Below are 26193 nucleotides of genomic sequence, written 5' to 3' on the forward strand. Positions count from 1 at the left end.
GAGGATTAGACCGGCGAACCGGGTCGACGTTCCGCGCCGTGACGCTGGATGCGGCGTTATGCGGCCGCCTGCACAGCCAGCCGGTACACCGTCGTTTGCTGGTACAGCTGGCCCGGCCGCAGCACCACCGCGCGCGCGGCCGGGCTGTTGATCTGGTTGGGAAACGCTTGCGCCTCCAGGCAAAAGCCGTCGTGGATCGCATACGGCCGCCCCGCCCGGCCCGGCACGCCAGCCAGGAAATTACCGGTATAGAACTGCAAGCCCGCCTCGGTGGTGCTGACCGTCAATTCACGGCCCGACGCCGGGTCGCACACCCAGGCCACCTCGCGCAAATCACCCGCCGGCCCCAGGCAATAACAATGATCGAAGCCGCCACCTTGCGCCAGTTGCGGCTCAGGCCACCCCAGCCGCGCACCGATGGGCGCGGCCCGGCGGAAATCGAAGGCGCTGCCCGCCACCGGCGCCGGCTGGCCCAACGGTATGCGCTGGCCATCGACGGGCAGATAGCGGTCGGCGGCGATGCGCATCAAATGATCGCCGATGCCGGCCACGCCGCCATTCAAGTTGAAATAGCCGTGCGAGCTCAGGCTCACCGGCGTGGGTGCGTCGGTACTGGCCTGGTAATCGATGCGCAGACTGCCATCGTCGTCCAGCCGGTAGCGCACCCGCAGCTCCAGGTTGCCCGGATAGCCACCCTCGCCGTCCGGCGACACATGGCGCAGCAGCAAGCCGCCGTCCTCCGGCTCGGCCTGCCAACGGGCCAGATGCAGGCCGATCCGGCCGCCGTGCAAATGATGCTCTCCCTCGTTGCGCTCAAGCTGGTGGCGCACGCCGTCGAGCGTGAAGCCGGCGCCGGCGATCCGGTTGGCGCAGCGTCCGATCAAGGCGCCGAAATACGGTGCGTTGGCGGCGTAACCCTGCTCGTCGGGAAAGCCCAGCAACACGTCGGCGACCTTGTGGTAGCGGTCGGGCGCGCGCCAGGAACGCAGCGTGCCGCCGAGCGCACTGATGGTCACGCGCATGCCGGCCGCGTTGCGCAAGGTGTACAGGTGGGGAGAAGAAGTCATGGGCATGCGCTCAGGAAGGCGTGGTGACTAAAGCGACGGGCGCGACGGCGGCATCGATGGCGGGCGCTGCTGCGGCGGCAGCGACGGCGGCGGCAGATGCTGCTGCGGCATCGGCCGCAGCGCGCTCCTGGTACTCGCGCGGCGTGCAGCCCAGCTCACGCTTGAACACGGCGTGCAGATACTGCACCGTGGTGAAGCCGCAGCGGACGGCCACGTCGGCGATATTGCCCGGTTCGCGCGCCAGGATGGCCTTGGCCGCGTCGAGCTTGAAATGGAGGATCTCATCGTGCACGCTGCGTCCCAGCTCCTGGCGGAAACGTGCCTCCAGTGACGAGCGCGACACGCCCACGTAATCGGCCACCTGGTCAGTCTTGATGCCCTGACAGGCGTACTGGCGGATGAAATGGCGCGCCTGCATCACCTGCGGGTGGTGGCCAGGCTGGTGGCTGCTCGATGCCAGCACGTTCAGGCCGGCCGGCGGCACCAGGATGCGGGTACCGTCCAGCCGCGCGCCGTTCAGCATCTGGTGCAGCAGGTGGGCGGCGGTGCGGCCCATTTCGTGGGTGCCCTGGATCACCGAACTGAGCGGGATACGGGTGAGCATCCGGGCCAGCGGGTCGTTGTCGATGCCGATCAGGGCCACCTGCTCGGGCACGGCGATGCCGGCGCGCATGCACGCCTGCATCAGCTGGCGCGCCCGCGCGTCGCTGACGGCGATGATGCCGATCGGTTTGGGCAGGCTGTGCAGCCAGGCGATCTGCTGCTCGACCGCCTCGTCCCACGACGGCGCGCTGGTGCTCACGCCACGGTACACCAGCGGCGTGATGTGGTCGCGCCGCATCAGCGCGCAAAACGCTTGCTCGCGCTGCTGGGCCCAGCGGTTGACGTCCGCCTCCGGCAGGCTGAAGCAGGCGAAGCGGCTCAAGCCGGCCTCGATCAGGTGGTCGTAGGCCAGCTTGATCAGCTTGAAATTATCGGTCGCCACATACGGCACCCGCGCCGGATAGCCTGCCTCGTCCTGGTAGGAGCCGCCCACCGCCACCACCGGCAGCGTGCTGCGCGCCAGCGCCTCGCACACGGCCGGATCGTCGAAGTCGGCGATGATGCCGTCGCCGCGCCAGCGCTCGATACCAGGCAGGCGGCAGCGGAAATCCTCCTCCAGGTACAAGTCCCAGGACACCCGCGTGCTGTTCAGGTAAGCGCCGATGCCGGCGATAATCTCGCGGTCATAGATCTTGTTGCCGTTAAACAGCAAGGCGATCTTGTGCTCGGTCGGCAGCTTCATCTTCCTCTCCCGGTGACGCCTGGCGGCGGGTCAGCGGCGGGCCGTCCGCGTACTGACGTCGACCCATACCGCGAGCGTGAGAATACCGCCTTTGACGATCATCTGCCAGTAAGTGTCAACGTCGAGCATCGACATGCCGTTGTCGAGGCTGGCCATGACCAGCGCCCCGATCAGCGCGCCATACACGGTGCCGGCGCCGCCGCGCATCGAGGTGCCGCCGATGAAGCAGGCGGCGATCGCATCCAGTTCGCTGAACGTGCCGGCGGACGGCGAACCGGCCGCCAGCCGTCCCGTGTTGATCAGCCCGGCCAGTGCGCACATCAGGCCCATGATGCCGAAAATCCACAGCTTGACGGCGCGCACGTCGACACCGGACAAGCGGGTCGCCTCCATATTGCTGCCCACGGCGTAGATGCGGCGCCCGAACACGGTTTGCGTGGTCACATAGGTGAACAGGCCCAGCAGCGCCAGCAACAGCAGCACCGGCAGCGGTATCCCCTCGTAACGGTTAAGGGTGCGCACGAACACGAACAGCAATGCGCCCGCCAGCAACACGCGGGCCACGTCGCGCCACAGCGGCGTTTGCGCCAGCCCGTGCAGCGCGCGGCCGGCCCGCTGATGCCACGCCAGTACGGCGGCCAGCGCGAACAAGGCCCAACCCAGCAACACCCCCGGCAAGGCCGGCAGGTACGCCTGGCCCAGTTGCACCAGGCCGTTCGACACGGGCGCCACCGTGATGCCGCCCGTCACGCCCAACAGCACGCCACGGTAGACCAGCATGCCGCCCAGGCCGACGATGAACGAAGGGATGCCACGGTAGGCGCTCAGGTAGCCATTGAACAGCCCCAGCAGCAAGCCGCAGCCCAGCACCAGCGCCAGGTTCAGCGGCAGCGGCCAATGGCGGCCCACGTCGAGCACGGCGGCCACCCCGCCAAGCAGCCCCAGCAGGGAACCCACCGACAGGTCGATCTCGCCGGCGATAATCACCAGCACCATGCCGCAGGCCAGCACGCCAGTGACCGACATCTGCCGCAGCAGATTGGACAGATTGCGCGGCGAGACGAAGCCGCCCTCCGTCTGCCAGTAGAAAAAGCCCCAGATCACGGCGATCGCGATCCCCAGCGCCAGCATCTTGTACTGGCTGAATAACTGCTTGATATTGACATTGCTCATGCCGCCACTCCCCTTGCCTCGTCGCCCTGCGCCTGGTCCAGCGCGGCGGCCAGTACCATTTCCTGCGTCAAGTCCTGATTGATAAATTCGCCGCGCAAGCGGCCTTCGCCCATCACCAGCACGCGGTCCGACACGCCCAGCACCTCGGCCAGCTCGGACGACACCATGATGATCGCCACGCCCTGCGCGGCCAGTTCCAGCATCAGCTTGTAAATTTCGTATTTGGCCCCCACGTCCACCCCGCGCGTGGGCTCATCGAGGATCAGCACCCGTGGGCGGGTCAGCAGCATCTTGGCCAGCACCGCCTTTTGCTGGTTGCCGCCGGACAGGCTGGTGATCGGCAAGGCCGGACTGGCCGTCTTCAGCGCCAGCCGGGAAATCTGATCGCGCACGGCGCCGCCCTCGGCGTTGGCGTCGATCCGGCTGGCACGGGCGTAGCGTCCCAGCACCGCCAGCGTGATGTTCTGGCCCACTTCCAGGTCGGGCACGATGCCGTGCTGCTTGCGGTCCTCCGGCACCAGCGCCAGGCCGGCGCGGATCGCCTTCAGCGGCGTGCCGCAATCGATAGCCTGGCCGTCCAGCCACACCTGCGCCTCGCAGCGCCCCGGATAGGCGCCGAACAGCGCCGACACCAGCTCGGTGCGGCCGGCGCCGACCAGCCCGGCCACGCCCAGGATTTCGCCGCGGCGCAGCGTGAACGACACGTCATCGACGCGCTTGCGGCGCGGATTATCGACGTCGTAGCAAGTCACGTTGCGTGCCTCGAACACCGTTTCACCGGGCGTGTGGTGCGCCGGTGGATACATCTGGCTCATCTCGCGCCCCACCATCTGGGCGATGATGCGCTCCACGTTCATGTCGCGCATGGGCGTGGTGGCGATATGCTGGCCGTCGCGGATGACGACGATGGTGTCGCAGATGGCCGCCACCTCGTCGAGCTTGTGCGAGATGTAGATGCAGGTGACGCCCTTGGCCTTGAGCGCGGCGATGATATCGAGCAGCACGGCGATTTCCGCCGCCGTCAGCGACGACGATGGTTCGTCCAGGATCAGCAGGCTGGCGTTCTTGTTCAGGGCCTTGGCGATCTCCACCAATTGCTGGTGGCCACCGCCGTACTGCATCACCGGCAGCGCCACGTTGATGTCGGGGATGCGCAGTTCGCGCAGCAGCTCGTCGGCGCGGCGGTACATGGCCGGATAGTTCATCCGTCCGCCCGGCAGCGTCAGCTCGCGGCCCATGAAGATATTCTCGGCCACCGACAGCTGCGGCACCAGCATCAACTCCTGGTGGATGATGACGATGCCGGCCGCCTCGGTGTCGCGGATCGATTTGGCGCGCAGCGGCTGGCCGCGCCACAATATCTCGCCGTCCCAGCTGCCATACGGGTAGACGCCGGACAGCACTTTCATCAGGGTCGACTTGCCGGCGCCGTTCTCGCCGCACAAGCCGATGCACTCGCCGGGCTTGACCTTGATGTCTATGCCATTGAGCGCGCGGACACCGCCAAACTGCTTGACGATGCCCTTCATTTCAAGCAAATAATCGGACATGCTGACTCTCGTGGAATGCTTGGAATTCGTGGAATTCGAGGACGCGCGGACGTGAGCACGCGTGGGCGTGAGCACGCGCGGATGCGGGCACGCGGCGGCGGCGCACGCCACTGCTCACGCCCGCCCGCGCGGCGGCGCGGCGGCCATTGGCACGCCGGCGCCTCCCGCAACTTCGCTTATTGCGCGCTGATCTGGTCCTTGGTATAGAAACCGTCTTCCACCAGCAGGTTGATATTGGCCTTGGTCAGCGGGGTGGGCTTGAGCAGCACGGTGCTGACCTGCTTCAGGCCATTGTCGTAATGGGCGTTGTAGCCCGGCTTCTCGCTGCGCGCCAGTTGCACGGCCAGCTTGGCCGCTTCCGCCGCGATGGTCTTCAGTGGCTTGTAGACCGTCATCGCCTGGGTGCCGGCGATGACGCGCTTGACCGCCGCCAGGTCGGCGTCCTGGCCCGACACCGGCACCTTGCCGCTCAGTTTTTGCGCGGCCAACGCCTGGATCGCGCCGCCGGCCGTGCCGTCGTTGGAGGCGACGATGGCGTCGATCTTGTTGTCGTTGGCCGTCAGCGCGTTCTCGACGATGGACAACGCTTCCGACGCGCTCCAGTCCTTCACCCATTGCTGGCCGACGATCTTGATGTCGCCCTTGTCGATCAACGGTTTCAGCACCTTCATCTGGCCTTCCCGCAGCATCTTGGCGTTGTTGTCGGTCGGCGCTCCGCCCAACAGATAGTAATTACCCTTAGGCCGCACTTTGCTCACGCCCTCGGCCTGCATTTCGCCGACCTTCTCGTTGTCGAAGGAGATATAGGCGTCGATGTCGGCGTTGAGGATCAAGCGGTCATACGACAGCACCTTGATGCCGGCTTTCTTGGCTTCCTTGACGGTGTTGTTGAGCACCGTGGCATTGAACGGCACGATCACCAGCACGTCCACGCCGCGCGAGATCAGGTTCTCGATCTGCGCGATCTGGCGCTGTTCGCTGGCGTCGGCCGATTGCACGTACACCTTGGCGCCCAGCTTCTCGGCCGAGGCGATGAAGAAGTCGCGGTCGCGCGTCCAGCGCTCCACACGCAGGTCGTCGATCGAAAAGCCGATCTTCGGATGTTGGGCGTCGGCGCTGGCGCCACCGCTGGCGCAGGCCATCAGGATGGTCATGGCGGACATGATGGCGGTGCTGAGTATCTTCTTCATTGCAGGTCTCCTTTAGGTTTTTTTTGGAACTACGGATGCGACGGGTGAAGCAAGAAAATAGTGGCTGACGTCGGCGGTATCTAACGTCAGCGGTGGCTGACATCGGCGGTGGACGACATCAATGGTTATGCCGCGGCAGGGTCTGCCCCACCGCGCGGTACTGCAAGGCCAGCTCAAGGCAGGCCCCGCTGTCGAGCTGCCCCACCGTGGCGCGGTAGATCTCCTGCCACGGGGTCTGGCTGGCGGGCGGCGGCGGCGCCGGTTCGCTGCGGCGGCGGGCCAGTTCGGCCTCGTCGACCAGCATGTCGCAACGGCCCTGGTTCAGGTCGACCCGGATGCGGTCGCCCGTGCGCAGCAAGGCCAGGCCGCCGCCGGCCGCGCTCTCGGGCGAAGCGTTCAGGATCGACGGACTGTCCGAGGTGCCGGACTGGCGGCCATCGCCCAGGGTGGGCAAATTCATCACGCCGCGCCTGACCAGCGCATCCGGCGGCTGCATGTTGACCACCTCGGCCGAGCCGGGCCAGCCGAGCGGGCCGGCGCCGCGCATCACCAGCATGCAATGCTCATCGATGGCCAGCGCCGGATCGTTGATGCGGGCGTGGTAGTCGGCCGAGCCGTCGAACACCACGGCGCGCGCCTCGAATACCCCCTCGCTACCCGGTGTGCTCAGGTAACGGGCGCGGAACTCGCCGGAAATGACACTGGTCTTCATGATCGCGAAATCAAACAGATTGCCGCGCAGCGCCAGGAAACCGGCCCGTTGCCGCAGCGGCTCCGCGTACGGCCGCACCATCTCACGGTCGCCGCTGGCGCGGCCGGCCAGGTTGTCGGCCATGCTGGCGCCGGTGACCGTGGGGCGCGCGGCGCGCAATCGGCCCGCCTGCAACAGCTCCCACATCACGGCCGGCACGCCGCCGGCGCGGTGGAAGCGCTCGCCCAGGTATTTGCCGGCCGGCTGCATGTTCAGCAGCAGCGGCACGTCATAGCCATATTCCATCCAGTCGTCCGCATGCAGTTCCACGCCGGCGTGGCGCGCCATGGCCGTCAAATGGGGCTGCGCGTTGGTGGAGCCGCCGATGGCGGCGTTGACGACGATGGCGTCGAGGAAGGCGTCGCGCGTCAGGATCGCCGACGGACGCAGGTCGATGCGCGCCATCTCGACGATGCGCCGCCCCGTCTCGTAGGCGATCTGGCCCCGTTCGCGGTAAGGCGCGGGGATGGCCGCGCAACCGGTCAGCGACATGCCCAGCGCCTCGGCCAGCGCGTTCATCGTGGAGGCCGTGCCCATGGTGTTGCAGTGGCCGGCCGAGGGCGCCGACGCGGCCGCGATGTCGAGGAATTGTTCCCCATCGATGGCGCCGGCCGCCAACTGCCGCCGGCCCTTCCAGATGGCCGCGCCCGAGCCCACCAGTTCGCCGTCCAGCCAGCCGTCCAGCATCGGTCCGCCCGACAGCACGATGGCCGGCAGGTCAACCGTGGCGGCGGCCATCAACTGGGCCGGCGTGGTCTTGTCGCAACCGGTGGTCAGCACCACGGCGTCGATCGGATAGCCGTGCAGGATTTCCACCAGCCCCAGGTAGGCCAGGTTGCGGTCCAGCGCGGCCGTCGGCCGGCGGCAATTCTCGAAGATCGGATGCAACGGGAATTCCATCGGAATGCCGCCCGCGTCGCGGATGCCGTCGCGCACCCGCTTGGCCAGCTCCAGGTGGATGCGATTGCAGGGACTGAGGTCGCTGCCGCTCTGGGCGATGCCGATGATGGGCCGGCCCGAGCGCAGTTCCGCCGCCGTGACACCATAATTCATGAACCGTTCCAGATACAGCGCGGTCAGGTCGATATGGTCCGGATTGTCGAACCAGTCCTGCGAGCGGTAGCGCCGCGGGGCGGGGCTGTCGGCGCGCATGGCCTGGTCCTGGTTCGGGTCCTGCTTGTCGTCGCTACGCATGGCGTGGTCCTTGTGATCAGGCGCCATACCAGCCGGCATCGACAAAATAATTGCGGCCGGTGCAGCGGGCGGCATTGTCCGAGGCGAGGAACAGCGCCAGCGCCGCCACGTCCTCCGGCTCGACCCGCTGGGGCAGGCACTGGCCGGCCAGGATCAGTTGTTCGGCCTCCGGCGTGTGCCACAACTCGGTCTGGCGCGGGGTGCGCACGGCGCCCGGGATGATGCAATTGACGCGCACATTGTGTGGCCCCAGGTCGCGCGCCAGGCCGTGGGTCAGGCCCTCGATGCCGGCCTTGGCCGTCATGTACAGCGCCAGCCGCGCCTGCGCCAGGTGCCAGGAGATCGAGCCGAGATTGATGATCGCCCCGCCGCCCGCCTCACGCATGCCCGGCGCCACCGCCTGGGCGCAAAAGAACTGGTGGCGCAGGTTGACGGCCATGCGCTGGTCCCAGTAGGCCGGCGTGACGTCGCTGATCTGGTGGCGATCGTCGTTGGCGGCGTTGTTGATCAACACATCGATCGGGCCGATGGCGCTTTCGATGGCACCGAAGGTGCGGGACAGCTCGTCGAGGTCGGTCAGGTCGCAATGCATGAACTGCGGCGCGCAGGCCGCGTTGGCCAGGCGCGCGGCCAGCGCGCGCGCGGGGGCGTCGGCGATATCGAGGAACACCACCTGGGCGCCCTGCCCGGCGAACGCTTCGACGATGGCAGAACCGATGCCGGTGCCGCCACCGGTGATGACGACGCGCTTGCGCGCCAGGCTGGGGTAAGTTGCGTAAATCATTGCACTCTTTCGTGTCGGGTTACTGATCGGCTTACCGATCTGATTATTGGGAGGGGGAGACGGGCAAGCCGCGCCGCGCCAGGCTGGCGTACAGCGCGCGCACGCCCTCGGTCCACGGCGGAATGGCGTCGCTGCGTTGCACGTGGTTGACCAGCGCGCCCAGCGAGGCGGTGGCGATGGTGACCCGGTCGCCCAGGTGATGAGTGAAACCGCCGCCTTGGGCGTCGCGGTCCTGGATCGGCGAGAACATGGTGCCGAGGAACAGCATGAAGCCGTCCGGGTATTGATGGTGGCGGCCCAGCACCTGGTTCACCAGGTCCAGTGGATCGCGGCTGATCTCGCGCATGTGGCTGGCGCCGGCGAGGCGGAAATCATCGTCGGCCCCTTCGATGAGCAGGCTCACTTCGGCGGCCCGGATGGTGTCGAGCGTGAACTGCTCGTCGAACAGGCGGATGAAGGGACCGATGGCGCAGGAACCGTTATTGTCCTTGGCTTTGCCCAGCAACAGCGCGCTGCGGCCCTCGATGTCGCGCAGGTTGACGTCGTTGCCCAGCGTCGCGCCCAGCACGCGGCCATCGCCGCTCACCGCCAGCACGATCTCCGGTTCCGGGTTGTTCCACTGCGAATCCGGATGCAGGCCCACGTCCGCGCCGCAGCCCACCGCCGACATGGGCTGTGCCTTGGTGAACACCTCGGCGTCGGGGCCGATCCCCACTTCCATGTACTGCGACCAGGCGCCGCGCCGCTGCAGCTCACTTTTCAATCGCAGCGCCGCGTCCGAGCCCGGCCGCAGCGCCGACAGGTCGCTGCCCAAGGTCTGGCGCAGCGCGGCCCGCAACGCGGTGGCACGGGCCGGGTCGCCGCCGGCCTGCTCTTCGATCACCCGTTCCAGCAGGCTGACGGCGAAGGTGACGCCGCACGCCTTGACCGCCTGCAGGTCGCACGGCGCCAGCAAGCGCGGCACTCCTGCCGCGGGCGACGCCTGCAACGTGGCGTCGAGCAGCGCCAGTACCGGGCCGAGCGCTTCGCCAGGAGCGTGCCTGGCCAATGCCAGCGGATCCGGGCTGGCCAGCAGGTCGGCCATGGTGGGCGCCGCCGCCGTGATGTCGAACACCTCGCCGCCGCGCACCGCCACCACACAAGGCCCCTGCACGGCGCCACCACGCCAGACCCGGCCAACCAGGACGGCATCATGGGCATCGACAGGGAGCAAGGCGGTGGCGGCGAGTGTTTTCATAATCTTTCGCGGATGCGGATAAGGGGGAAAAGGCACCTGTTGGTGCAAGGAACTGGAGCGATTCTGCCCGCCAGCCACACCCGCCGCAATTATGAAATTCACCAATCCTGCTCATGATTATTGGGGGCGCGAAGCGCATGGCAAGGCATGCCCTGCCCCCGTCCCGGCGCCGCCGCGCGGCACGCCGGGGTGAGCCCAGCCGAGCGGCCGGGCCGATGTTGCATACCGTTACGCAGGATGCGGCGCGTGGGTGTCCGACACGTACAGGCCGTTGGCGGAGATGCGGTTGCGCCCGGCCGACTTGGCCACGTACAGGGCCTTGTCAGCCGCCTCCACCAGCAGCGTGGGCGGCGGTTGCTCCTGCTCAGCCAGGCCGGCTTCCGGCTCGGCCGCGCGGCAACTGGCCGACACCACGCCGATGCTCACCGTCACCAGCGGCCAGCCGGGCGTGCCGTGATGGGGAATGCCCAGGTCGGCCACCGCCAGCCGCATGCGCTGGGCCAGCAGTTCGGCGTCCGCCAGGCTGGTCTGCGGCAGCAGCGCGACGAATTCCTCGCCGCCATAGCGCGCCACCATGTCGCCAGCCCGGTGCGAGGCGCCAGCCAGCGCCCGGGCCACCGCGCGCAAACAACTGTCGCCGGCCACATGGCCATGGGTATCGTTGTAGGTCTTGAAGTAATCGACATCGATCATGAGCAGCGCCAGCGGCGCATGGCCGCGCAGGGCACGGCGCCATTCCTGCTGCAGCTCGGCGTCGAAGGCGCGCCGGTTGGTGATGCCCGTCAGGCCATCGGTGAGGTTGATGCGGCGCAGCCGTTCCATCATGTCCAGCAGGCTGCTGTACATCATGCCACTCTCGGCCAGCAACACCATGAGCACGAAACTGGCCGCCAGCAGGCCATAGAGCCGGCCCACATAAAAACCCACGTCGAAGCGCCCACCGTTGAGCATGGCCGACAACGCCACATCGACCACCCACACCCACATCACCACCATCAGCCATAAGTCCAGCAGCGAGCGCGCGCCGCAGCACCACAGCACCACCAGCGCCAGCAGGCTCAAACACCAGACCACGCCCACCACGGACAGCATGACGGGCGTGTAATGGTCGGCCACCATGAGCGGCGGCAGGATCGCATGGAAGCGCGTCACCACCAGCGCCAGCGCGGCCACGGTGGCCAGCACCAGCAGCGCGCCCAGCACGATCAGCAGGCTGGTGCAGCGGGTGGGCACCACTTCGTCCAGCGTGCTGCGCCGGAGCAGCGCATAGGCGATCACGAACAGGGGAAAGCCGCCGTGCCACAGCATGTACAGCCAGGCCGTCGTCTGGGGCCCGGCGCCCAGCATGCCGCCGGTATCGAACACGCCCGGGAAGGTCAGCAGGTGGATACTGGCGATCAAGGCCGTAAACAGGTAGCCGCACGCCAGCACGTAGAGCGAGCGGACGTGGAAGGAATGGAACTGGCCAAACAGCAGCGAGGCCGTGATGAGGTCGCAGATCACCAGCGCCGACTCATAGGCGGGAATGAAGGCCCATACGCGCGGCAACTGCATTTTCGCGAACGGCACCGCTGCCAGGAAGATCAGTACCGACAGGATCACCACCCCGTAGGCCAGGCGCCGCTGGTGCGGTCCGGCCGCGATCGTGGACAGGAAAACCTGTTGTTCTCGTTGTAGTCGGTCCGCCATGAGCCACCCCGCCTAGCCGTCGCGGCTGTCGCCAGCCTGAGCAACAAGTCGCCACTAGCAACTTGCATGCGACAAGTGTAACAAGGTCGATGGGGTTTGCGGCAAACCTTTTGCTGCGGGGCGGATCAAGCCGCCACAACGCACAACAAGTTCAGTTCTGGCGGCTGTGGAAAGCCTTGTTGGCGATCTTCCAGCCATCGGCTGTTTTCAGCAGCACAAAGTAGTCGGTGAAGGTCGCGGCGCCATGCGCCAGCGTGACGCGGGCACAGGCCGACAGGCCGGCCACGTCGATCCAGTCCACCGTGCGGCGGCGTAGCGCCTCGTCAGCCGCCGGCACGCCCTTGAAGCGTTCGCAATAGACGTCCAGCGGCCAGGACGTAAACACGCCCTCGCGCATAGCCTCGATGTGGGCGCTGGGCAGGAACGCTTGCCGCATGTGAGCGGCGTCGTCACGCGCATGGCCGAGGAAATACTGTTCAATAGGAGCCAGCACTTCGGCTTGTTCTGCGGTCAACGCGGCCATGGCGGCAGGTGGAATCAAAGTCATTGTTGCGGTTTTGACGCGCCCAACGGCGGCGGTGGCGAGATATCCCTCTCACCATCTTTGCTTTACATCAAGCCATCGCCTGATGTCGTCTGGCACATTTACCTTTCTGTTTTACAGGTGATGCGCATGAAGATGCTTTACCCGATTCTGTCTGACAAAAAACGCTTTCTTTGCTATCCGGAAAGCTATATGCGGTTACTTATACGGTGCATCGGGACCGGTCGCTATGGTCTGCCATTTCCCCTCTTGAGACCATGCCCATCGCCCAATAAGCACTATAAGCGTATAGAAATGAAATTTTCGCGCCGAACATACGCAAAAAAACCGTGCCGCGGTGCTTCATGTTAAATCAATTGAATATAGGAATTTTAAATAGTCATCAGGAAATAAACCAGCCAACACCAGGGAAGATGGGTTATTGAGAATACTCAATCAAGATGGCGGTACGATTACAAAAAACAAGCTCTGCGTCTCTATTCACATGATAGTATTTACAGCATAAGTTTAAGCTATTAATAATAAAAACAATCAACAAAATTAACGTAACTAAATAAAAATTATAAAATACATCAGACATGCGTTTGTTTAATGGAATAACAATTACCTATGATGAACATAGGCGAAGGCTGTCGCGCACATTGAAGCAGGCAATAAAGATGAAAGGAGGATATAGCCACCAGACTATCTAATAAAGATACTCGATAGCCAGTTTATCTCAAGAAACTTAAATGATGAAAATAATACTTTAATTCGTATTATTTTTTGCTAAATTGAATTGTCGAGCTCGATTTGCGGCGCATGCTTTCCGTATCGCAATTTAGCTTGGTTGTTGACCAGTAATATATTAAAAATAAGAGGGAACTAAAATGCACAAGATGATTTTCCAGAAAACGGCCGGCAGCCTGCTGCTTGCAGCCGGATTGATCGCCGCACCGTTGAGCGCCCACGCTTCCCTGACGTTCCAGGGCGTGACTTTCACCTTCACGCAATCAGCGGCCAACGTGCTGACGTTGGAAATCGACGCCGCCGGTCGTACGGGTGATTGGGCCACGGCAACGAATATCGGTTTGATCCAAGTGAAGGATATTGGCTCGTTCACCACCGCCGCCCTGTCGGGCGAAGCTGGACCACCAAACACCACAGCGGCCTCGCTGTGGACTTTCTCGCCGAATGAACTGAATGCCAACGGTTGCGATGGCGGCAGCAGCGGCGCGCAGCGCGCCTGCTTCTTCGCCCCCGATACGTCCAAACGGATCGGACTGGCCGACGACATGATCTTCCACTTCACCTACACCGGCGGCACGCAGAACTTCAGCGATCCGCATCTGAAGCTGGGCTTCTACAATGGCAATGGGGAAGACAAGGTCGGCAGCCTGCTGTCGATGAACATCCCGCTCAACCCAGTTCCGGAACCAGAAACCTGGGGCATGTTCATGATGGGCCTGGGCATCCTGGCCTTCCTGGCACGGCCGAGGAAAACTTGACAGGCGCGGCGGGCTGCCAGCCTGGCGACTTCCAACCCGTCCAGCAACCTACAGCCCGGGCCGACAACCCGGGCTTGCTTTTGCGCTCTTCCAACATGACGGCCGGCGTGGACGGTTGATTGGCGGCCCGGGCATGGACTGCATTAAAATGCTGTCCATCTTTGATTTCAACGCCGCCGCCATGCAGACTGTTCCCGCCTCCGATCCCGCCAGCCCGAAGAAACGGGGCCGTCCGCTCAAAGGGACGGGTGGCAACCTGCGGGCCGAGCTGATCGAAAAGTCGGCCCAGTTGTTCCGCGAACGCGGTTACGACAACACCACCGTGCGCGACATCGCCGCCGCCACCGGCATCCAGGCCGGCAGCTGGTTCTACCACTTCAAATCCAAGCAGGAAATCCTGGCCGCCATCATGGAACAGGGCGTGGCGCAATCGCTGGCCCAGATCGAGGCGATCGCGGCCCAGGAACTGCCGCCGCGCGCCATGCTGCGGCAACTGGTGGAAGTGCACCTGCACACGCTGCTGGCGCCGGACCACCATTTCATCCCCGTGCTGCTGTATGAGGCACGCTCGCTGGACGAGTCATCGCGCGCCCGCATCCTGGCGCTCACGGACCGTTACGAAGCCGTGTGGGATGACGCGATCGCGCGGCTGCACCAGTCGGGCGAATGGACATTGCCAACGCGCTTCGACCGCTTGTTCATGTTCGGCGCGCTGAACTGGACCGTGCAGTGGTACAAGGCCGATGGCGCGGCCGACATCGCGCAACTGGCCGACGCGGCCATCCAATTCATCCTGCGCACGCCGGAAAGTTAATCCTCGCGCAGCACCCTGGGCGTCTGCGCCAGGTGGAAGCCATCGAACGGCGTGTTGGGATTGCGCAGGGCCGGCATCGGCATGCCCGGCCGCACATTGGGGCGGCCGCCGTCCACCCGCAAGGTGGTGCCCGTGATGAACGCGGCCGCCTCCGACAGCAGGAACACGATGGCGGCCGAGATTTCCGCCTCCGTGCCGAAGCGCTTGAGCGGCACCGTCTGCGGGAAGGCCAGGATGGTCTGTTTCATCGAGGGCGGATAGGCGTCCATGCCGGATGAAGCCACGTAGCCGGGCGCCACCGCGTTCACCCGCACCCCGTATTGCGCCCATTCGAAGGCGGCCGTTTCCGTGAAATTGACCATGCCGGCCCGCGCCGCGCCGGAGTGGCCCATATTGGGCATGCCGCCCCACATGTCGGCCACGATGTTGACCACCGCCCCGCCGCGCGCCTGCATGGCCTGGTTCAGGCATTCGCGCGCCATCAGGAAGCCGCCCGTCAAATTGGTCTGCAGCACGGCTTCCCAGCCCTTGAGCGAAATATCCTTGAGCGGGGCCGGGAACTGGCCGCCGGCGTTGTTGACCAGGCCGTCGATGCGGCCATGGGCCGCCACGATGGCCGCCACCAGCGCCTGCACGGCCGCCTCGTCGCGGATGTTGCAGGGCCAGGCCTGCGCCACGCCGCCCACCGCCGCGATCTCCCCGCACACCCGCGCCAGCTTGTCCGGATCGCGCCCCACCAGCGCCACCGTGGCGCCCAGCGCCGCCAATTCGTGCGCCGTGCAGCGGCCGATGCCGCTGCCGCCGCCCGTCACGATGATGAGCTGATCCTTGAACAGGCCGGGCTGGAAGACGGAACGGTACATGGCGACTCCTGGAGGGTGGATCATGAATAATAAAGCAATTGATTGATTTAATGCAAGATGGCAACGCAAGCAACGGCGGTTTCAGGCAAAATGGCCACATTCTGACCAAAGGACGCATCACCATGATCTATGAAATCGCCGAGCTGTACATCAAACCCGAAGCCCACGCCGCGTTCCAGGCCGCCGTGGCCCAGGCCGTCCCCATCTTCCAGGCCGCCAAAGGCTGTGTGTCGATGCGGCTGGACCGCGACATCGAAGTGCCCGACACCTATCACCTGGTGGTGGGCTGGACCACGCTGGACAACCACACGGTCGATTTCCGCGGCAGCCAGGGTTTCCTGGACTGGCGCGGCCTGGTCGGCGGCCATTTCGCGCTGCCCCCCAAGGTCGAGCATTTCGAAACCGTCGTCGCGGGTTTCAGCAAGTAAGCCGACCTATAGCGCCGGATGGTGAAACACCTGGCGCAGGTAGGCCAGGAACGTCTCATCCTTGCACAAGGTCTTGCCAGGCGCATCGGATAACTTGGCCACCGACTGGCCATTGCAGGCCACCAGCTTCATGACGATGTTCAACGGCGTGAGTCCCACGTCGTTGGTCAAATGGGTGCCGATGCCAAAGCCCGTCATGATGCGGTCGGCGAAATGCCGGTACAGGCCCAGCGCCTTGTCCAGGTCCAGCGCGTCCGAGAACACGAGACGCTTGCTGTTGCTGTCGATGCGCAGCGCCCCATAGTGGGCCAGCGCCTTCTCGCCCCACACGACGGGGTCGCCCGAATCGTGGCGCAGGCCGTCGAACAACTTGGCGAAATACAGGTCGAAATCGTCCAGGAAGGCATCCATGCCCACCACGTCCGTCAGCGCGATGCCCAGGTCGCCCCGGTATTCCTGCACCCAATCCTCCAGCGCCGCCTTCTGGAAATCGCGCAGCCGCACGCCGAACGCCTGGAACGATTGCATGTATTCGCGGGCCATGGTGCCGATCGGCACCAGCCCGAATTTCCTGGCCTGGTAGACGTTGGAGGTGCCCTTGAAATACTGCGGCACTTCCGTGGCCAGCTTGAACACCACCTCGTCATGCCAGGCGGCCGAAAAACGGCGCCGCAGGCCGAAGTCGGAAAACTCGAACGGATGGCGCAGCGCCGGCTGCTGGCTGAACGCCTTGAGCCGCGCGATCTTGGCGGCCAGCCGCTGCCGGCCCTCCACCAGGGCGTCGTCGCGCTCGAAGCGGCGGAAATACAATTCGTTGACGATGTAGAGCACGAAGATCTCGAACGCCATCACGTGCACTTGCGGCCCGGCCGCGTGGATCAGCAGCCGGTCGCCCTCCGTGCTCACCTGAATGAATTTGCGCTGGAAGCGGAACACGGTGAGGAAGTCGACGAAGTCGCTTTTCATGTAGCGCAGCGTGCGCAGGAAATCGAGCTCGTCCGGCGCGAACGCCAGCGTGCACAGATGATCCAGTTCGCGCTCCACCTCTTCCTTCAATTCGGCCAGCGGGAACACGGGCGTATTGCGGCAGACGAATTCGTACTCGGTGTGGGAATTCGGATGGCCATGCAGCAGCGCCTGCCACATGGTGAATTTATACAGGTCGGTTTCCAGCAGACTGCGGACGATGGGCATCATCGGGTGTTTCCAAAAAGAAGATCTCCCTGCATCTTACGCCACGCAGGACGCCTGCCCCAGCGCCCCGCGTTAAACGGCAAGGCGGCGCATGCGATGGACAAGGCGGGTCCGCGCGGTTAGCATCGACGGATTCGTACACTCAACGTCGATAGCATCGACTTCCTGGATATGCGCGACCCTGGCCTCCCCTCGCTTGAACAACTGCGCGTTTTCATCGCCGTCATCGACCATGGCGGCTTCGCCCATGCGGCGCGGGCGCTGCACCGTACCCAGTCGGTGATCAGCTACACCATCGCCAACCTGGAGGAACAGTTGAACGTGGTGCTGCTCGACCGCAGCAAGCGCAAGCCGGTGCTGACGGAAGCGGGCAAGGCGCTGCTGGCCGACGCGCGCGCCGTCTCGTTCAAGGTCGACAGCATGCGCTCGCGCGCCAAGGCGTTGTCGTCCGGGCTGGAGGCGGAAGTGTCGCTGGCGGTGGAAGTGGTGTTCCCCACCTGCACGCTGGTGCAGATCTTGCACGCCTTCCAGCGTGAATTCCCGACCGTGGCGCTGCGGCTGCGCATGGAAGCGCTGGGCGCCATCGCGGAACTGGTGCTGAACGGCGAGTGCCACGTGGGCATCAGCGGCTGGATGCCCAACCTGCCCGACACCATCGAGCGCCAGCACCTGGGCCATGTGACCATGGTGCCGGTAGCCTCGCCGTTGCATCCGCTGGGCCAGCTCAAGGGCAAGATCAGCAGCGCCGAATTGCGCGAACACACGCAGCTGGTGGTGACGGACCGCAGCCAGCTCACCAAGGGCCAGGACTTCGGCGTGGTCGCGCTGCGCGACTGGCGCCTGGGCGACCTGGGCGCCAAGCACGCGCTGCTGCGCAGTGGCATAGGCTGGGGCAATCTGCCGGAACACCTGGTCCAGGACGAACTGGCGTCGGGGCAGCTGGTGCGGCTGGACGTGGCCGAAGGCGGCGCCCACCAGTTCCCCCTGTTCGTGATCCATCGCGGCGACCGCGAGCCGGGGCCGGCCGGCAAATGGCTGATGCGGCAATTCCTGGCGGCCCAGCCGTCCGACGCGCCCATCACCGACAGCGACTGGCGGCCCGGACCGGCGCCCACCTGAGCGGCCGCTAGCGCAGCCCGGCCGTGCGCATCCTGGCCCGCAGGCGCCGGATCTCGTCGGACAGGTCGACCACCAGCGCGGCCACGTCGTCGTTGGCGTCGAAATCGCACTCGACCTGGCGCAGCCGGCGCGCCCGCACCAGATCCACGCTGGTGAAGCGCCAGGCCGCGCTTTCCTCGGGCGCGCCTTCGAGCAGGATGCCGGTGCGCACCCGCTGCACCACCCAGTCCGGCTCCACGGCGCACGCCTGCGCCAGTTCGTCCAGCGTCAGCGCCACGTCATCGAGCAGCACGCCGCTGAGGTTGTTGTTCTGCCCCATCGCCTATCCTCCCCGTGGATTGAATGCCAGTTCGCGCGCCATCGCCTGGTACAGCTCGCGCGCTTTGGCGCTGTCGGCCGGCGGCAGCACCACTTCCAGCAGCAGATACAGGTCGCCGGCCGGATTGCCGGGAATGCCGCGCCCGCGCAGGCGCAGCTTGCGCCCCGCCTGCGAACCGGCCGGCACCGTCACCGTCACCTTGCCCGACGGCGTGGGCAGGTTGATCTCCGCCCCCAGCGCCGCCTCCCACGGCGCCACCGGCACCGTCTCGTACACGTCGCGCCCATCGACCCGGTAGCGCGCGTCGGGCGTGAACTGCAGCTCCAGGTACAGGTCGCCCGGCCCCGCCACGCCCGGCTGGCCCTGGCCGCTCAGCCGCAGTTGCTGGCCGGCCGTCACGCCCTTGGGTATGTTGACGCTCAGCGTGCGCTCGCGCGTGACGATGCGGTTGTGCGCGTCATGCTCCTGGACGGTCAGCGTGATGTGGCGGGTGGCGCCCTGATAGCTGTCGGCCAGGTCGATGGCGATGCTGGCGTGGCTATCCTCGCCCCGGGACGGCGCGGCACGCCGGCGGCCGCCCAGGTGGGCGAACAGGTCGGCGAAGAAGTCGCTCGTGCCCGCGCCCGCGCCGCCGTTGCCGAATCCGTTGCCGCTGAAATCGCCGGCGCCGTAGGTGCGGCTCCAGTCCGGCGGCGGCCGGAATTCCTGGCCGGCGCGGTAATGGTGGCCCTGGCCCAGCTCGTCGTAGGCGGCGCGTTTTTCCGTATCGCCCAACACGCCGTAGGCTTCGTTCAGTTCCTGGGTTTTCTTCTGCGCATCGGGCTCCTTGCTGACGTCGGGATGGTATTTGCGCACCAGCTTGCGGTACGCCTTCTTGATCTCATCCTCGGTGGCCGTCTTCTTCACGCCCAGCGTCTGATAGTAATCCTTGTATTCCACGGTTCACACTCCCGGTGGTTGGCAGCAGCACAGGCTAGCATACTCCAATCGCTGGCGATTTCGCTCGGCCGTATCAAGCCGCGATGCAGATCAATGCGGCGCAGGCAAGACCCTGGCTTTCCCAGTAAAATCGATGGTTTCCCCATTTTGGTGCATCCATGCCTTATTCCTTCACCCTGCCCAACATCCGCACCGAAGCGGCCGCCCTGTGGCGCCTGGCCTGGCCGGTCCTGGTGGGGCAGTTGGCCTCGGTGGGCATGGGCGTGGCCGACGTGGCCATGACGGGCCACGCCAGCGCCGACGAACTGGCCGCCGTGTCGCTGGGCGCCTCGGTCTGGTCGATCGTCATCGTCACCGTGATGGGCATCATGATGGCCATTAACAGCATCGTGGCCCACGACGTGGGTGGCGATGAACTGGGCAAGATTCCGCACGTGGTGCGCCAGTCCCTGTGGAAGGCGCTGGGCGTGGGCTTACTGGCGGCCGCACTGGCCAACCTGGCCACGCTGCTGTTCGACCACCTGTACCTGACGCCGCATGTGCAGGCGCAGGCGTCGCGCTTCGTGCATGTGATCAGCATCGGCCTGCCGGCGTTCGCCGCCTACCGCGCGCTGTACGGCTACAGCACCAGCATCAACAACACCAAGCCGGTGATGGTGATCGCCATCCTGGGCCTGTGCTTCAACGTGCTGGTCAACTGGCTGCTCATCTTCGGCAACCTGGGCTTCCCGGCGCTGGGCGGCGTGGGCTGCGCCGTGGCCACGGGCCTGTGCATGTGGCTGATGCTGGGCGCCATGCTGCTGTGGATGCGCTTCGCCCCCGCCTACCGCGCCACCTATCCGTTCACCCATTGGGAATGGCCGCACTGGCCGGAGATCCGCCACATGCTGCGTCTGGGCCTGCCGATCGGCATCACCCACTTCGCGGAAGTGAGCGTGTTCGGCTCGGTCAGCCTGCTGATCGCCCGCTACGGCGTGGTGCAGGTGTCGGCGCACCAGATCGCGCTCAATTTCGCCTCGCTGGTGTTCATGGTGCCGCTCAGCTTCGGCATCGGCCTGATCACGCGCGTCGGCCACGCCATGGGCGAAGGCAATCCCGAACGGGCCCGCTTCGTGGCGTGGGTCGGGGTGGCGATGTCGCTTTCGTTCGCCATCGTGTCGGCGCTGTTCATCACGGTATTCCGCCAGCAGATCGCGCAAGCCTACACCTCCGATCCGGAGGTGCAGCAACTGTGCGCCCACCTGCTGCTGTTCGCCGCCCTGTTCCAGTTGTCCGACGCCACCCAGGTGGCCACCTCGTGCGCCATCCGCGGCTACAAGGTGACCCGTTCCCCCATGCAGATACAACTGCTGTCATTCTGGGGCTTCGCGCTGCCGCTCGGCTATGTGCTGGGCATGGCGCCGGCCGGACTGCCATGGGTACCGGCCGCGCCGATGGCGGCCGACGGTTTCTGGATCGGGCTGGTGGTGGGGCTGACCATCGCGGCCGCGCTGCTGAGCTGGTCGCTGAACCGGCTGTCGCTGCAGCGCGCGCGCCAGGCGCTGCGCTAGCGGCGGGCTAGCTCCACTGCTTGCCGAGCGCATCCAGCCCGGCCTGCTGCAAATCGGCCGGCGTCATGGCGATGCGGAACTGGCAGGCAGCCTGGAATTGCAGGAACCACGGCTCGGCCAGGGCGGGAATCTGCGATTCGCGCTCGACCTGCACCACCAGCACGGCGCCCCGGTGTCCGTTCTGCTCCGTGAAATACACGGTTTCCGGCTTGCACTGCTCCAGTATCCGGCCGATGATGCGGCCGGCTGTGCCCTCGCGCACGGCCGTATTGAAGGGTTCCAGCGGCAATTCGACGTTCATCAGCATACGCATGATTGTTCTCCCTCGTGGTCTATCGGGGTACCAGGAGCGGCCCGCTGCGGGCGGCCGCGGATGTCGTGCTACAGGCCGTGGCGGGCGGCCGTGTTGAGAAAGCCGCGCCAGCGGCTGACCTTGCCATCATGGACCGTGAACACGTGCGCCCATTCCGTGGCGAACTCGCGCCCGGTCTCGACGGCCGTCGAACGCTCCCACCCCAGCACGGTGACATGCTCGCCCGCCTCGATGAACTCGCGCGGCTCGAAGGCGTGGATGGTATCCGTTTGCGGGATGGCGGCGAAAAAGGCCCCCACCTCCTCGCGGTTGCGGCGCTTGCCCGCGACGGGCATGCCCGGCGATGCCACATATTCCCAGTCCACCGTATCGGCCACCAGGGCCAGGATGGCGGGCACGTCGGCCCGTCCGAACGCGGCATAGATTTGTTGCACCACTTCGACGGCTTTGCCCATGACAATCTCCTTGCGCGGGGTGTGCTGCAATCCAGTCTAGCAGCAGCGCGCGCAAAAGCCAGCAGTCAGTACCAGCAGCCAGTACTGCTGGCTCGCTATCGCCGCCGTACTCTGGTATCGTCTTGCGCTAAGCAAATCACCATGAGACTCCCATGCGTTTTATCCTGTGCTTCCTCGCCGCCCTCGCAGCCGTGCCGGCCACCGCCGAACAGCTGACGCTGGACCGCATCCACGCCGATCCGGCGTTGAGCGGGCCTGGCGTGCGCAATTTGAAAGTGTCGCCCGACGGCGCCCGTGTCACCTTCCTGCGCGGCCGCGCCGACAACCAGTTCCAGCTCGACCTGTGGGAATACAACCTGAAGGACAAGAGCGCCCACCGGCTGGTCGACTCCCAGATCCTGGTGCCCGAGGAAAACCTGTCGGCCGCCGAGAAGGCCCGCCGCGAGCGCGAGCGCGTGGCCAGTCTGAAGGGCATCCTCAACTACAGCTGGTCGCCCGATGGCAAGCAGTTGCTGGTGCCCATCGCCGGCAACCTGTACCTGATCGACGTCAGCCAGCCTGACCAGGCACGCCTGGTCGCCTCGGGCAATGTGTTCGATCCCAAGATTTCGCCGCGCGGGCGCTATGTGTCCTTCGTGCGCGACCAGAATCTGTTCGTGATCGAGCTGGCCACCGGCAAGGAACGCCAACTGACCATCGATGGTGGTGGCACCCTCCACAACGGCGAGGCTGAATTCGTGGCGCAGGAAGAAATGGGCCAGACCACCGGCTACTACTGGGCGCCGGACGACAGCGCCATCGCCTACAAGCGCTACGACGAATCGCCCGTGCCCGTGGCGCGCCGCTTCGAAATCTTCGCCGACCGCACCGACGTGGTCGAGCAGCGCTACCCGGCCGCCGGCAATCCCAACGTGCTGGTGCAGCTGATGATCGTGTCGCCCGCCACGGGTGAGCAGCGCAAGGTGGAGCTGGGCGCCAATCCCGACATCTACCTGGTGCGCGCCGACTGGAGCGCAAGCGCCAAGACCTTGCTGTACCAGCGCCAGAGCCGCGACCAGAAGACGCTGGAACTGGTGTCGGTCGACGCGGCCACGCTGGACCAGCGCGTGCTGGTGACGGAAACCTCGGCCACCTGGGTCGGCATCCACGACGACCTGCGCTTCCTGGCCAACGACGCCGGCTTCATCTGGTCGTCCGAACGCAGCGGCCGCAATCACCTGTACCTGTACGACATGGCGGGCAAGCTGCTGCACCCGATTTCCAGCGGTGCCTGGGGCATCGACAACCTGCTGGCGGTGGACGAAAAAGCGGGCAAGGTCTACGTGTCGTCCAACCGCGACGCCGTGATCGACCGCCAGACCTACGCGCTGGCCCTGGACGGCAGCACGGCCGACCATCCGCAACGCATCACCCAGGCCGATGGCTGGCACGACGCCGCCTTCTCGCGCAACGGCGAAGTATTCGTCGACACCTGGTCGGACCCGGACACGCCGCCGCAAGTGAGCATCCGCCGTCCCGACGGCAGCATGCTGGCCTGGCTGGAACACAATGAGCTGAACGCCAGCCATCCGTACGCACGCTACAGAGGCGCCCACTTGCGCACGGAATACGGCACGCTCAAGGCCAAGGATGGCCAGACTCTGCACTATTCGCTGGTCAAGCCGGCCAACTTCAACCAGTTCAAGAAATACCCGGTCTACCTGTCCACCTACGGCGGCCCGCACGCCCAGCATGTGGCGCGCAAGTGGGGCAACCTGTTCGACCAGTACATGGCGCAGCAAGGCTTCGTCGTGTTCCGGCTCGATAACCGCGGCTCGTTCCGGCGCGAGCGCGCGTTCACGGACGCCATCTACCGCCAACTGGGCAAGGTCGAAGTGGAAGACCAGCTGACGGGCATCGCCTGGCTGGGCCAGCAAGGCTATGTGGACGCCAAGCGCATCGGCGTATTCGGCTGGAGCTACGGCGGCTTCATGACGCTGCGCCTGCTGGCGGCCGCGTCGGACAAGATCGCGCTGGGCGTGTCGGTGGCGCCGGTGACGGACTGGTCGCTGTACGACACCCACTACACGGAACAGTTCATGAGCACGCCCAAGGATAACGCCGACGGTTATCGCGACAGCGGCGTGTATGCGCATCTGGACGGCTTGAAATCGCCGCTGCTGCTGATGCACGGCATGGCCGACGACAATGTGCTGTTCACCAACACCACGCGCATGATCGACGCGCTGGTCAACCGCAATGTGCACTTCGAACTGATGACCTATCCGGGCGGCAAACACGGCATGTCCAGCCGCGCCCAGCAACGCCACGTGTATGGCAACATCGAAGCGTTCTTCAAGAAGCACCTGCTGAACGGCAAATAAGCCGTCCTGCGCCGCCCGGCCAACGCTGTTCAGGCCGGGTGGCTATCCCCTCCCCCGCCCCGCCCCCGTCTGAACGGGCTCTTCAGACATACAGTTTGATAGTCCACAAATGCCATTTCATCAATTCCATGAATAATGCGGACAGCGGGACGATTCCGTCCCGCCTCATTCATTGTCTGGAGGAATTATGGCTATCGACGTATATCTGCACATAGACGGCATCCGTGGCGAATCGGCGGACGACCGGCACAAGGACTGGATCGAATGCAAGTCGGTCAACTGGGGCGTGACCCAACCCAAGTCGGCCACCGCATCGACCGGCGGCGGCCACACGGCCGAGCGCTGCGAACACCAGGACATCGTGCTGTCCAAGCTGGCCGACCTGGCCTCGCCCGTGCTGCTGCAAACCTGCGCGTCCGGCAAGACCATCCCGAAAGCGAAATTCGAATTCATGCGCGCCGACGGCCAGGGCGAGCGCGTCAAGTATTACGAGATCGAACTGGAGAACGTGCTGATCGGTGCCGTCACCCCCAGCGTGCACGAAGGCGACATCCTGGGCGAGAGCGTGGCGCTCAAGTTCTCCAAGGTCAAGTGGCGCTACATGCAGCAAAAAATCACCGGCGGGGCCGGCGGCAATACGGCCGGTGGCTGGGACTTGTCCACCAACCGCATCGCCGCCTGAGCCACGGCCACCCCTGATGTGCGAACAGCCGCGAGCGCGGCTGTTTTTTATGCGGGGGCCAGCGTTATTGCCGGTTGCCGCGGTCCTTCATCATGTCGTCCGCAGCCTGGCGGGCATCACCCACACTCTTTTCCAGCTTGCCTTCAGCCTGTTTGTTCAAGCCTTTGACCTGCTGCTGAGTACTGCCGACCACCTTGCCGACTTCCTGCTGGATCTTGCCAGTGACTTCCTTGGCTTTCCCTTTGACCTGGTCCTTGTTCATCGTGCACTCCTTGGTTGTGGATAGGCGCTAAACACGTGCTCGTGTCTTAGAAGTCGTTCCAACAAGCCCATGGCGTCGTTGTGGCGCCTTGCCGTGCAGGCGCACTGTCTTCGGCGCCACGCCTGGCCATGGTTATTTTGAAACGACTTCTTAGCGGTCCCCATGCTATGCCCGCCATGCGGGCAACTCGGTGCGCTGGCGTACAGAAGCGGGCAATTCCTCAGGACGCCGGTTTGCGCCACACGCTGGCCAGCCACGGCTGCTGCTCGCGCGGCAGTCCGGGCGGGCGGTAGTAATGCTCGACAGGAAGGAAGCCAGCCGCCGTCAGGTGCCGTTCCCAGGTGGGGTAGTCGTAGTAGCTGCCGTAGCGGGGGCCGTTCCAGCCTTCCTCGTTGTGGCCGCGCGGGTTGGAACTGAACAGCACGCCGCCCGGTTTGAGCCCGTCGAACAAGGTCCGCAGCACGGATGCCAAGGCCGCACTGGGCACGTGGAACAAGGAGGCGTTGGCGTACACGCCATCGAAATAACTGGCCGGCAAATCGAGCGCAAGAAAATCCTGCTGCCACACGGTGCAGCCACTCCACGCGCGCGCCATCTCGGCGAAGCGGGGGCAACCATCGATACCGATGGCTTCATGGCCCAGCTCGGTAAAAGTCTTGAGGTCGCGGCCCGGTCCGCAGCCGAGATCGAGAATGCGTAACGGCGCGGTGGCGGCGATGGCGCGCAACAGGGCGCCGATGTTCTGGCTGACATCGTGATCGATGGTGCCGGCGAAGAATTGCTCGGCGGTGCTCTCGTAGTGCTGCAGCGTGCGCTGCGTGATCTGCTCCAGCTGCGCGCGTTGCCCTGCCTGATTCTCCATGCCGTCCCCGTAGGCGCGGGCGCCACACCGCGTGGCGCCCTGCCGTGCTACTTTACCAGACCCGGACTTACCAGACCCG

25 protein-coding genes are annotated in these 26193 nt (G+C 65.3%); 7 read left to right on the top strand and 18 right to left on the bottom strand.

What is annotated here, in order from left to right; all coding sequences use genetic code 11:
• Window positions 1–56: 56 nt before the first annotated feature.
• The 10 genes from H3H39_RS20395 to H3H39_RS20440 all read right to left on the bottom strand — a co-directional run bounded on the left by H3H39_RS20395 (window position 57) and on the right by H3H39_RS20440 (window position 12467).
• Window positions 57–1067, bottom strand: a complete 1011-nt coding sequence (locus tag H3H39_RS20395) for an aldose epimerase family protein (RefSeq protein ID WP_229218159.1) — start codon at window positions 1065–1067, stop codon at window positions 57–59.
• A 10-nt stretch (window positions 1068–1077) separates the two neighbouring features.
• Window positions 1078–2352, bottom strand: a complete 1275-nt coding sequence (locus tag H3H39_RS20400; protein ID WP_182155963.1) for a XylR family transcriptional regulator — start codon at window positions 2350–2352, stop codon at window positions 1078–1080.
• A 30-nt stretch (window positions 2353–2382) separates the two neighbouring features.
• On the bottom strand, window positions 2383–3525 hold the full coding sequence (locus tag H3H39_RS20405) for a sugar ABC transporter permease (protein WP_182155965.1): 1143 nt from the start codon (window positions 3523–3525) through the stop codon (window positions 2383–2385).
• Complete coding sequence (gene xylG, locus H3H39_RS20410) at window positions 3522–5075, bottom strand: D-xylose ABC transporter ATP-binding protein (protein WP_182155967.1); 1554 nt, start codon at window positions 5073–5075, stop codon at window positions 3522–3524. Before xylG ends, H3H39_RS20405 begins: the two co-directional genes overlap by 4 nt.
• A gap of 176 nt (window positions 5076–5251) precedes the next feature.
• The gene (gene xylF / locus H3H39_RS20415) at window positions 5252–6238 is read right to left on the bottom strand and encodes a D-xylose ABC transporter substrate-binding protein (protein WP_375540449.1); all 987 of its coding nucleotides are present in this window, start codon (window positions 6236–6238) and stop codon (window positions 5252–5254) included.
• A 145-nt stretch (window positions 6239–6383) separates the two neighbouring features.
• Window positions 6384–8168 carry an IlvD/Edd family dehydratase gene (locus H3H39_RS20420; protein WP_182156331.1) on the bottom strand — a complete coding sequence of 595 codons (1785 nt, stop codon included), beginning with the start codon at window positions 8166–8168 and terminating at the stop codon, window positions 6384–6386.
• A 58-nt stretch (window positions 8169–8226) separates the two neighbouring features.
• A complete protein-coding gene (xylB, locus tag H3H39_RS20425) occupies window positions 8227–8994 on the bottom strand; it encodes a D-xylose 1-dehydrogenase (RefSeq protein WP_182155971.1) in 768 nt (255 codons plus the stop codon).
• Window positions 8995–9037: 43 nt separating this feature from the next.
• On the bottom strand, window positions 9038–10231 hold the full coding sequence (locus H3H39_RS20430; RefSeq protein ID WP_182155973.1) for a fumarylacetoacetate hydrolase family protein: 1194 nt from the start codon (window positions 10229–10231) through the stop codon (window positions 9038–9040).
• Window positions 10232–10459: 228 nt separating this feature from the next.
• The gene (locus H3H39_RS20435; RefSeq protein ID WP_311196947.1) at window positions 10460–11920 is read right to left on the bottom strand and encodes a GGDEF domain-containing protein; all 1461 of its coding nucleotides are present in this window, start codon (window positions 11918–11920) and stop codon (window positions 10460–10462) included.
• 151 nt (window positions 11921–12071) lie between these two features.
• A complete protein-coding gene (locus H3H39_RS20440; protein WP_229218160.1) occupies window positions 12072–12467 on the bottom strand; it encodes a nuclear transport factor 2 family protein in 396 nt (131 codons plus the stop codon).
• Between the two features lie 866 nt (window positions 12468–13333).
• Here H3H39_RS20440 and H3H39_RS20445 point away from each other — a divergent pair.
• Together H3H39_RS20445 and H3H39_RS20450 are read left to right on the top strand one after the other, a co-directional pair.
• A complete protein-coding gene (locus H3H39_RS20445; protein WP_182155975.1) occupies window positions 13334–13951 on the top strand; it encodes a PEP-CTERM sorting domain-containing protein in 618 nt (205 codons plus the stop codon).
• Window positions 13952–14132: 181 nt separating this feature from the next.
• Entirely contained in the window at window positions 14133–14765 is a 633-nt protein-coding gene (locus H3H39_RS20450) for a TetR/AcrR family transcriptional regulator (protein ID WP_182156336.1), read from the top strand.
• Here the strand turns inward: H3H39_RS20450 and H3H39_RS20455 are convergent.
• On the bottom strand, window positions 14762–15628 hold the full coding sequence (locus H3H39_RS20455) for an SDR family oxidoreductase (RefSeq protein ID WP_182155977.1): 867 nt from the start codon (window positions 15626–15628) through the stop codon (window positions 14762–14764). The genes H3H39_RS20450 and H3H39_RS20455 overlap by 4 nt on opposite strands.
• A gap of 122 nt (window positions 15629–15750) precedes the next feature.
• On the opposite strand from H3H39_RS20455, the gene H3H39_RS20460 reads away from it, so the two are divergent.
• A complete protein-coding gene (locus H3H39_RS20460; RefSeq protein WP_182155979.1) occupies window positions 15751–16056 on the top strand; it encodes an antibiotic biosynthesis monooxygenase family protein in 306 nt (101 codons plus the stop codon).
• Window positions 16057–16062: 6 nt separating this feature from the next.
• On the opposite strand, the gene pncB is transcribed toward H3H39_RS20460, so the two are convergent.
• Entirely contained in the window at window positions 16063–17253 is a 1191-nt protein-coding gene (gene pncB, locus H3H39_RS20465; protein WP_182155981.1) for a nicotinate phosphoribosyltransferase, read from the bottom strand.
• A 168-nt stretch (window positions 17254–17421) separates the two neighbouring features.
• Between pncB and H3H39_RS20470 the strand changes: the two genes are divergently transcribed.
• Entirely contained in the window at window positions 17422–18369 is a 948-nt protein-coding gene (locus tag H3H39_RS20470) for a LysR family transcriptional regulator (RefSeq protein WP_182155983.1), read from the top strand.
• 7 nt (window positions 18370–18376) lie between these two features.
• Here the strand turns inward: H3H39_RS20470 and H3H39_RS20475 are convergent, their stop codons facing one another.
• Together H3H39_RS20475 and H3H39_RS20480 are read right to left on the bottom strand one after the other, a co-directional pair.
• Window positions 18377–18688: a chaperone modulator CbpM gene (locus H3H39_RS20475; protein WP_182155985.1), complete on the bottom strand. Its 312-nt coding sequence runs from the start codon at window positions 18686–18688 to the stop codon at window positions 18377–18379.
• Window positions 18689–18691: 3 nt separating this feature from the next.
• The gene (locus tag H3H39_RS20480; protein WP_182155987.1) at window positions 18692–19627 is read right to left on the bottom strand and encodes a DnaJ C-terminal domain-containing protein; all 936 of its coding nucleotides are present in this window, start codon (window positions 19625–19627) and stop codon (window positions 18692–18694) included.
• 158 nt (window positions 19628–19785) lie between these two features.
• On the opposite strand from H3H39_RS20480, the gene H3H39_RS20485 reads away from it, so the two are divergent.
• Window positions 19786–21177, top strand: a complete 1392-nt coding sequence (locus H3H39_RS20485) for an MATE family efflux transporter (RefSeq protein ID WP_182155989.1) — start codon at window positions 19786–19788, stop codon at window positions 21175–21177.
• A 7-nt stretch (window positions 21178–21184) separates the two neighbouring features.
• On the opposite strand, the gene H3H39_RS20490 is transcribed toward H3H39_RS20485, so the two are convergent.
• Both H3H39_RS20490 and H3H39_RS20495 read right to left on the bottom strand, forming a co-directional pair.
• Window positions 21185–21490, bottom strand: a complete 306-nt coding sequence (locus H3H39_RS20490; RefSeq protein WP_182155990.1) for a panthothenate synthetase — start codon at window positions 21488–21490, stop codon at window positions 21185–21187.
• A 68-nt stretch (window positions 21491–21558) separates the two neighbouring features.
• Window positions 21559–21945, bottom strand: a complete 387-nt coding sequence (locus tag H3H39_RS20495) for a nuclear transport factor 2 family protein (RefSeq protein ID WP_182155992.1) — start codon at window positions 21943–21945, stop codon at window positions 21559–21561.
• A 152-nt stretch (window positions 21946–22097) separates the two neighbouring features.
• Between H3H39_RS20495 and H3H39_RS20500 the strand changes: the two genes are divergently transcribed.
• Together H3H39_RS20500 and H3H39_RS20505 are read left to right on the top strand one after the other, a co-directional pair.
• Window positions 22098–24308 carry a S9 family peptidase gene (locus tag H3H39_RS20500; protein WP_182155994.1) on the top strand — a complete coding sequence of 737 codons (2211 nt, stop codon included), beginning with the start codon at window positions 22098–22100 and terminating at the stop codon, window positions 24306–24308.
• 187 nt (window positions 24309–24495) lie between these two features.
• Window positions 24496–24990 (top strand): Hcp family type VI secretion system effector, encoded by a 495-nt coding sequence (locus tag H3H39_RS20505; RefSeq protein WP_182155996.1) that lies wholly within the window; start codon window positions 24496–24498, stop codon window positions 24988–24990.
• 64 nt (window positions 24991–25054) lie between these two features.
• Here the strand turns inward: H3H39_RS20505 and H3H39_RS20510 are convergent, their stop codons facing one another.
• Both H3H39_RS20510 and H3H39_RS20515 read right to left on the bottom strand, forming a co-directional pair.
• Entirely contained in the window at window positions 25055–25252 is a 198-nt protein-coding gene (locus tag H3H39_RS20510) for a CsbD family protein (protein WP_182155998.1), read from the bottom strand.
• Window positions 25253–25472: 220 nt separating this feature from the next.
• Window positions 25473–26114, bottom strand: coding sequence for a class I SAM-dependent methyltransferase (locus H3H39_RS20515; protein ID WP_182156000.1), 642 nt, complete (start codon window positions 26112–26114; stop codon window positions 25473–25475).
• Between the last annotated feature and the right edge of the window lie 79 nt (window positions 26115–26193).

This window comes from Rugamonas apoptosis, assembly GCF_014042355.1.
In the GTDB taxonomy this organism is placed as follows: domain Bacteria; phylum Pseudomonadota; class Gammaproteobacteria; order Burkholderiales; family Burkholderiaceae_D; genus Rugamonas; species Rugamonas apoptosis.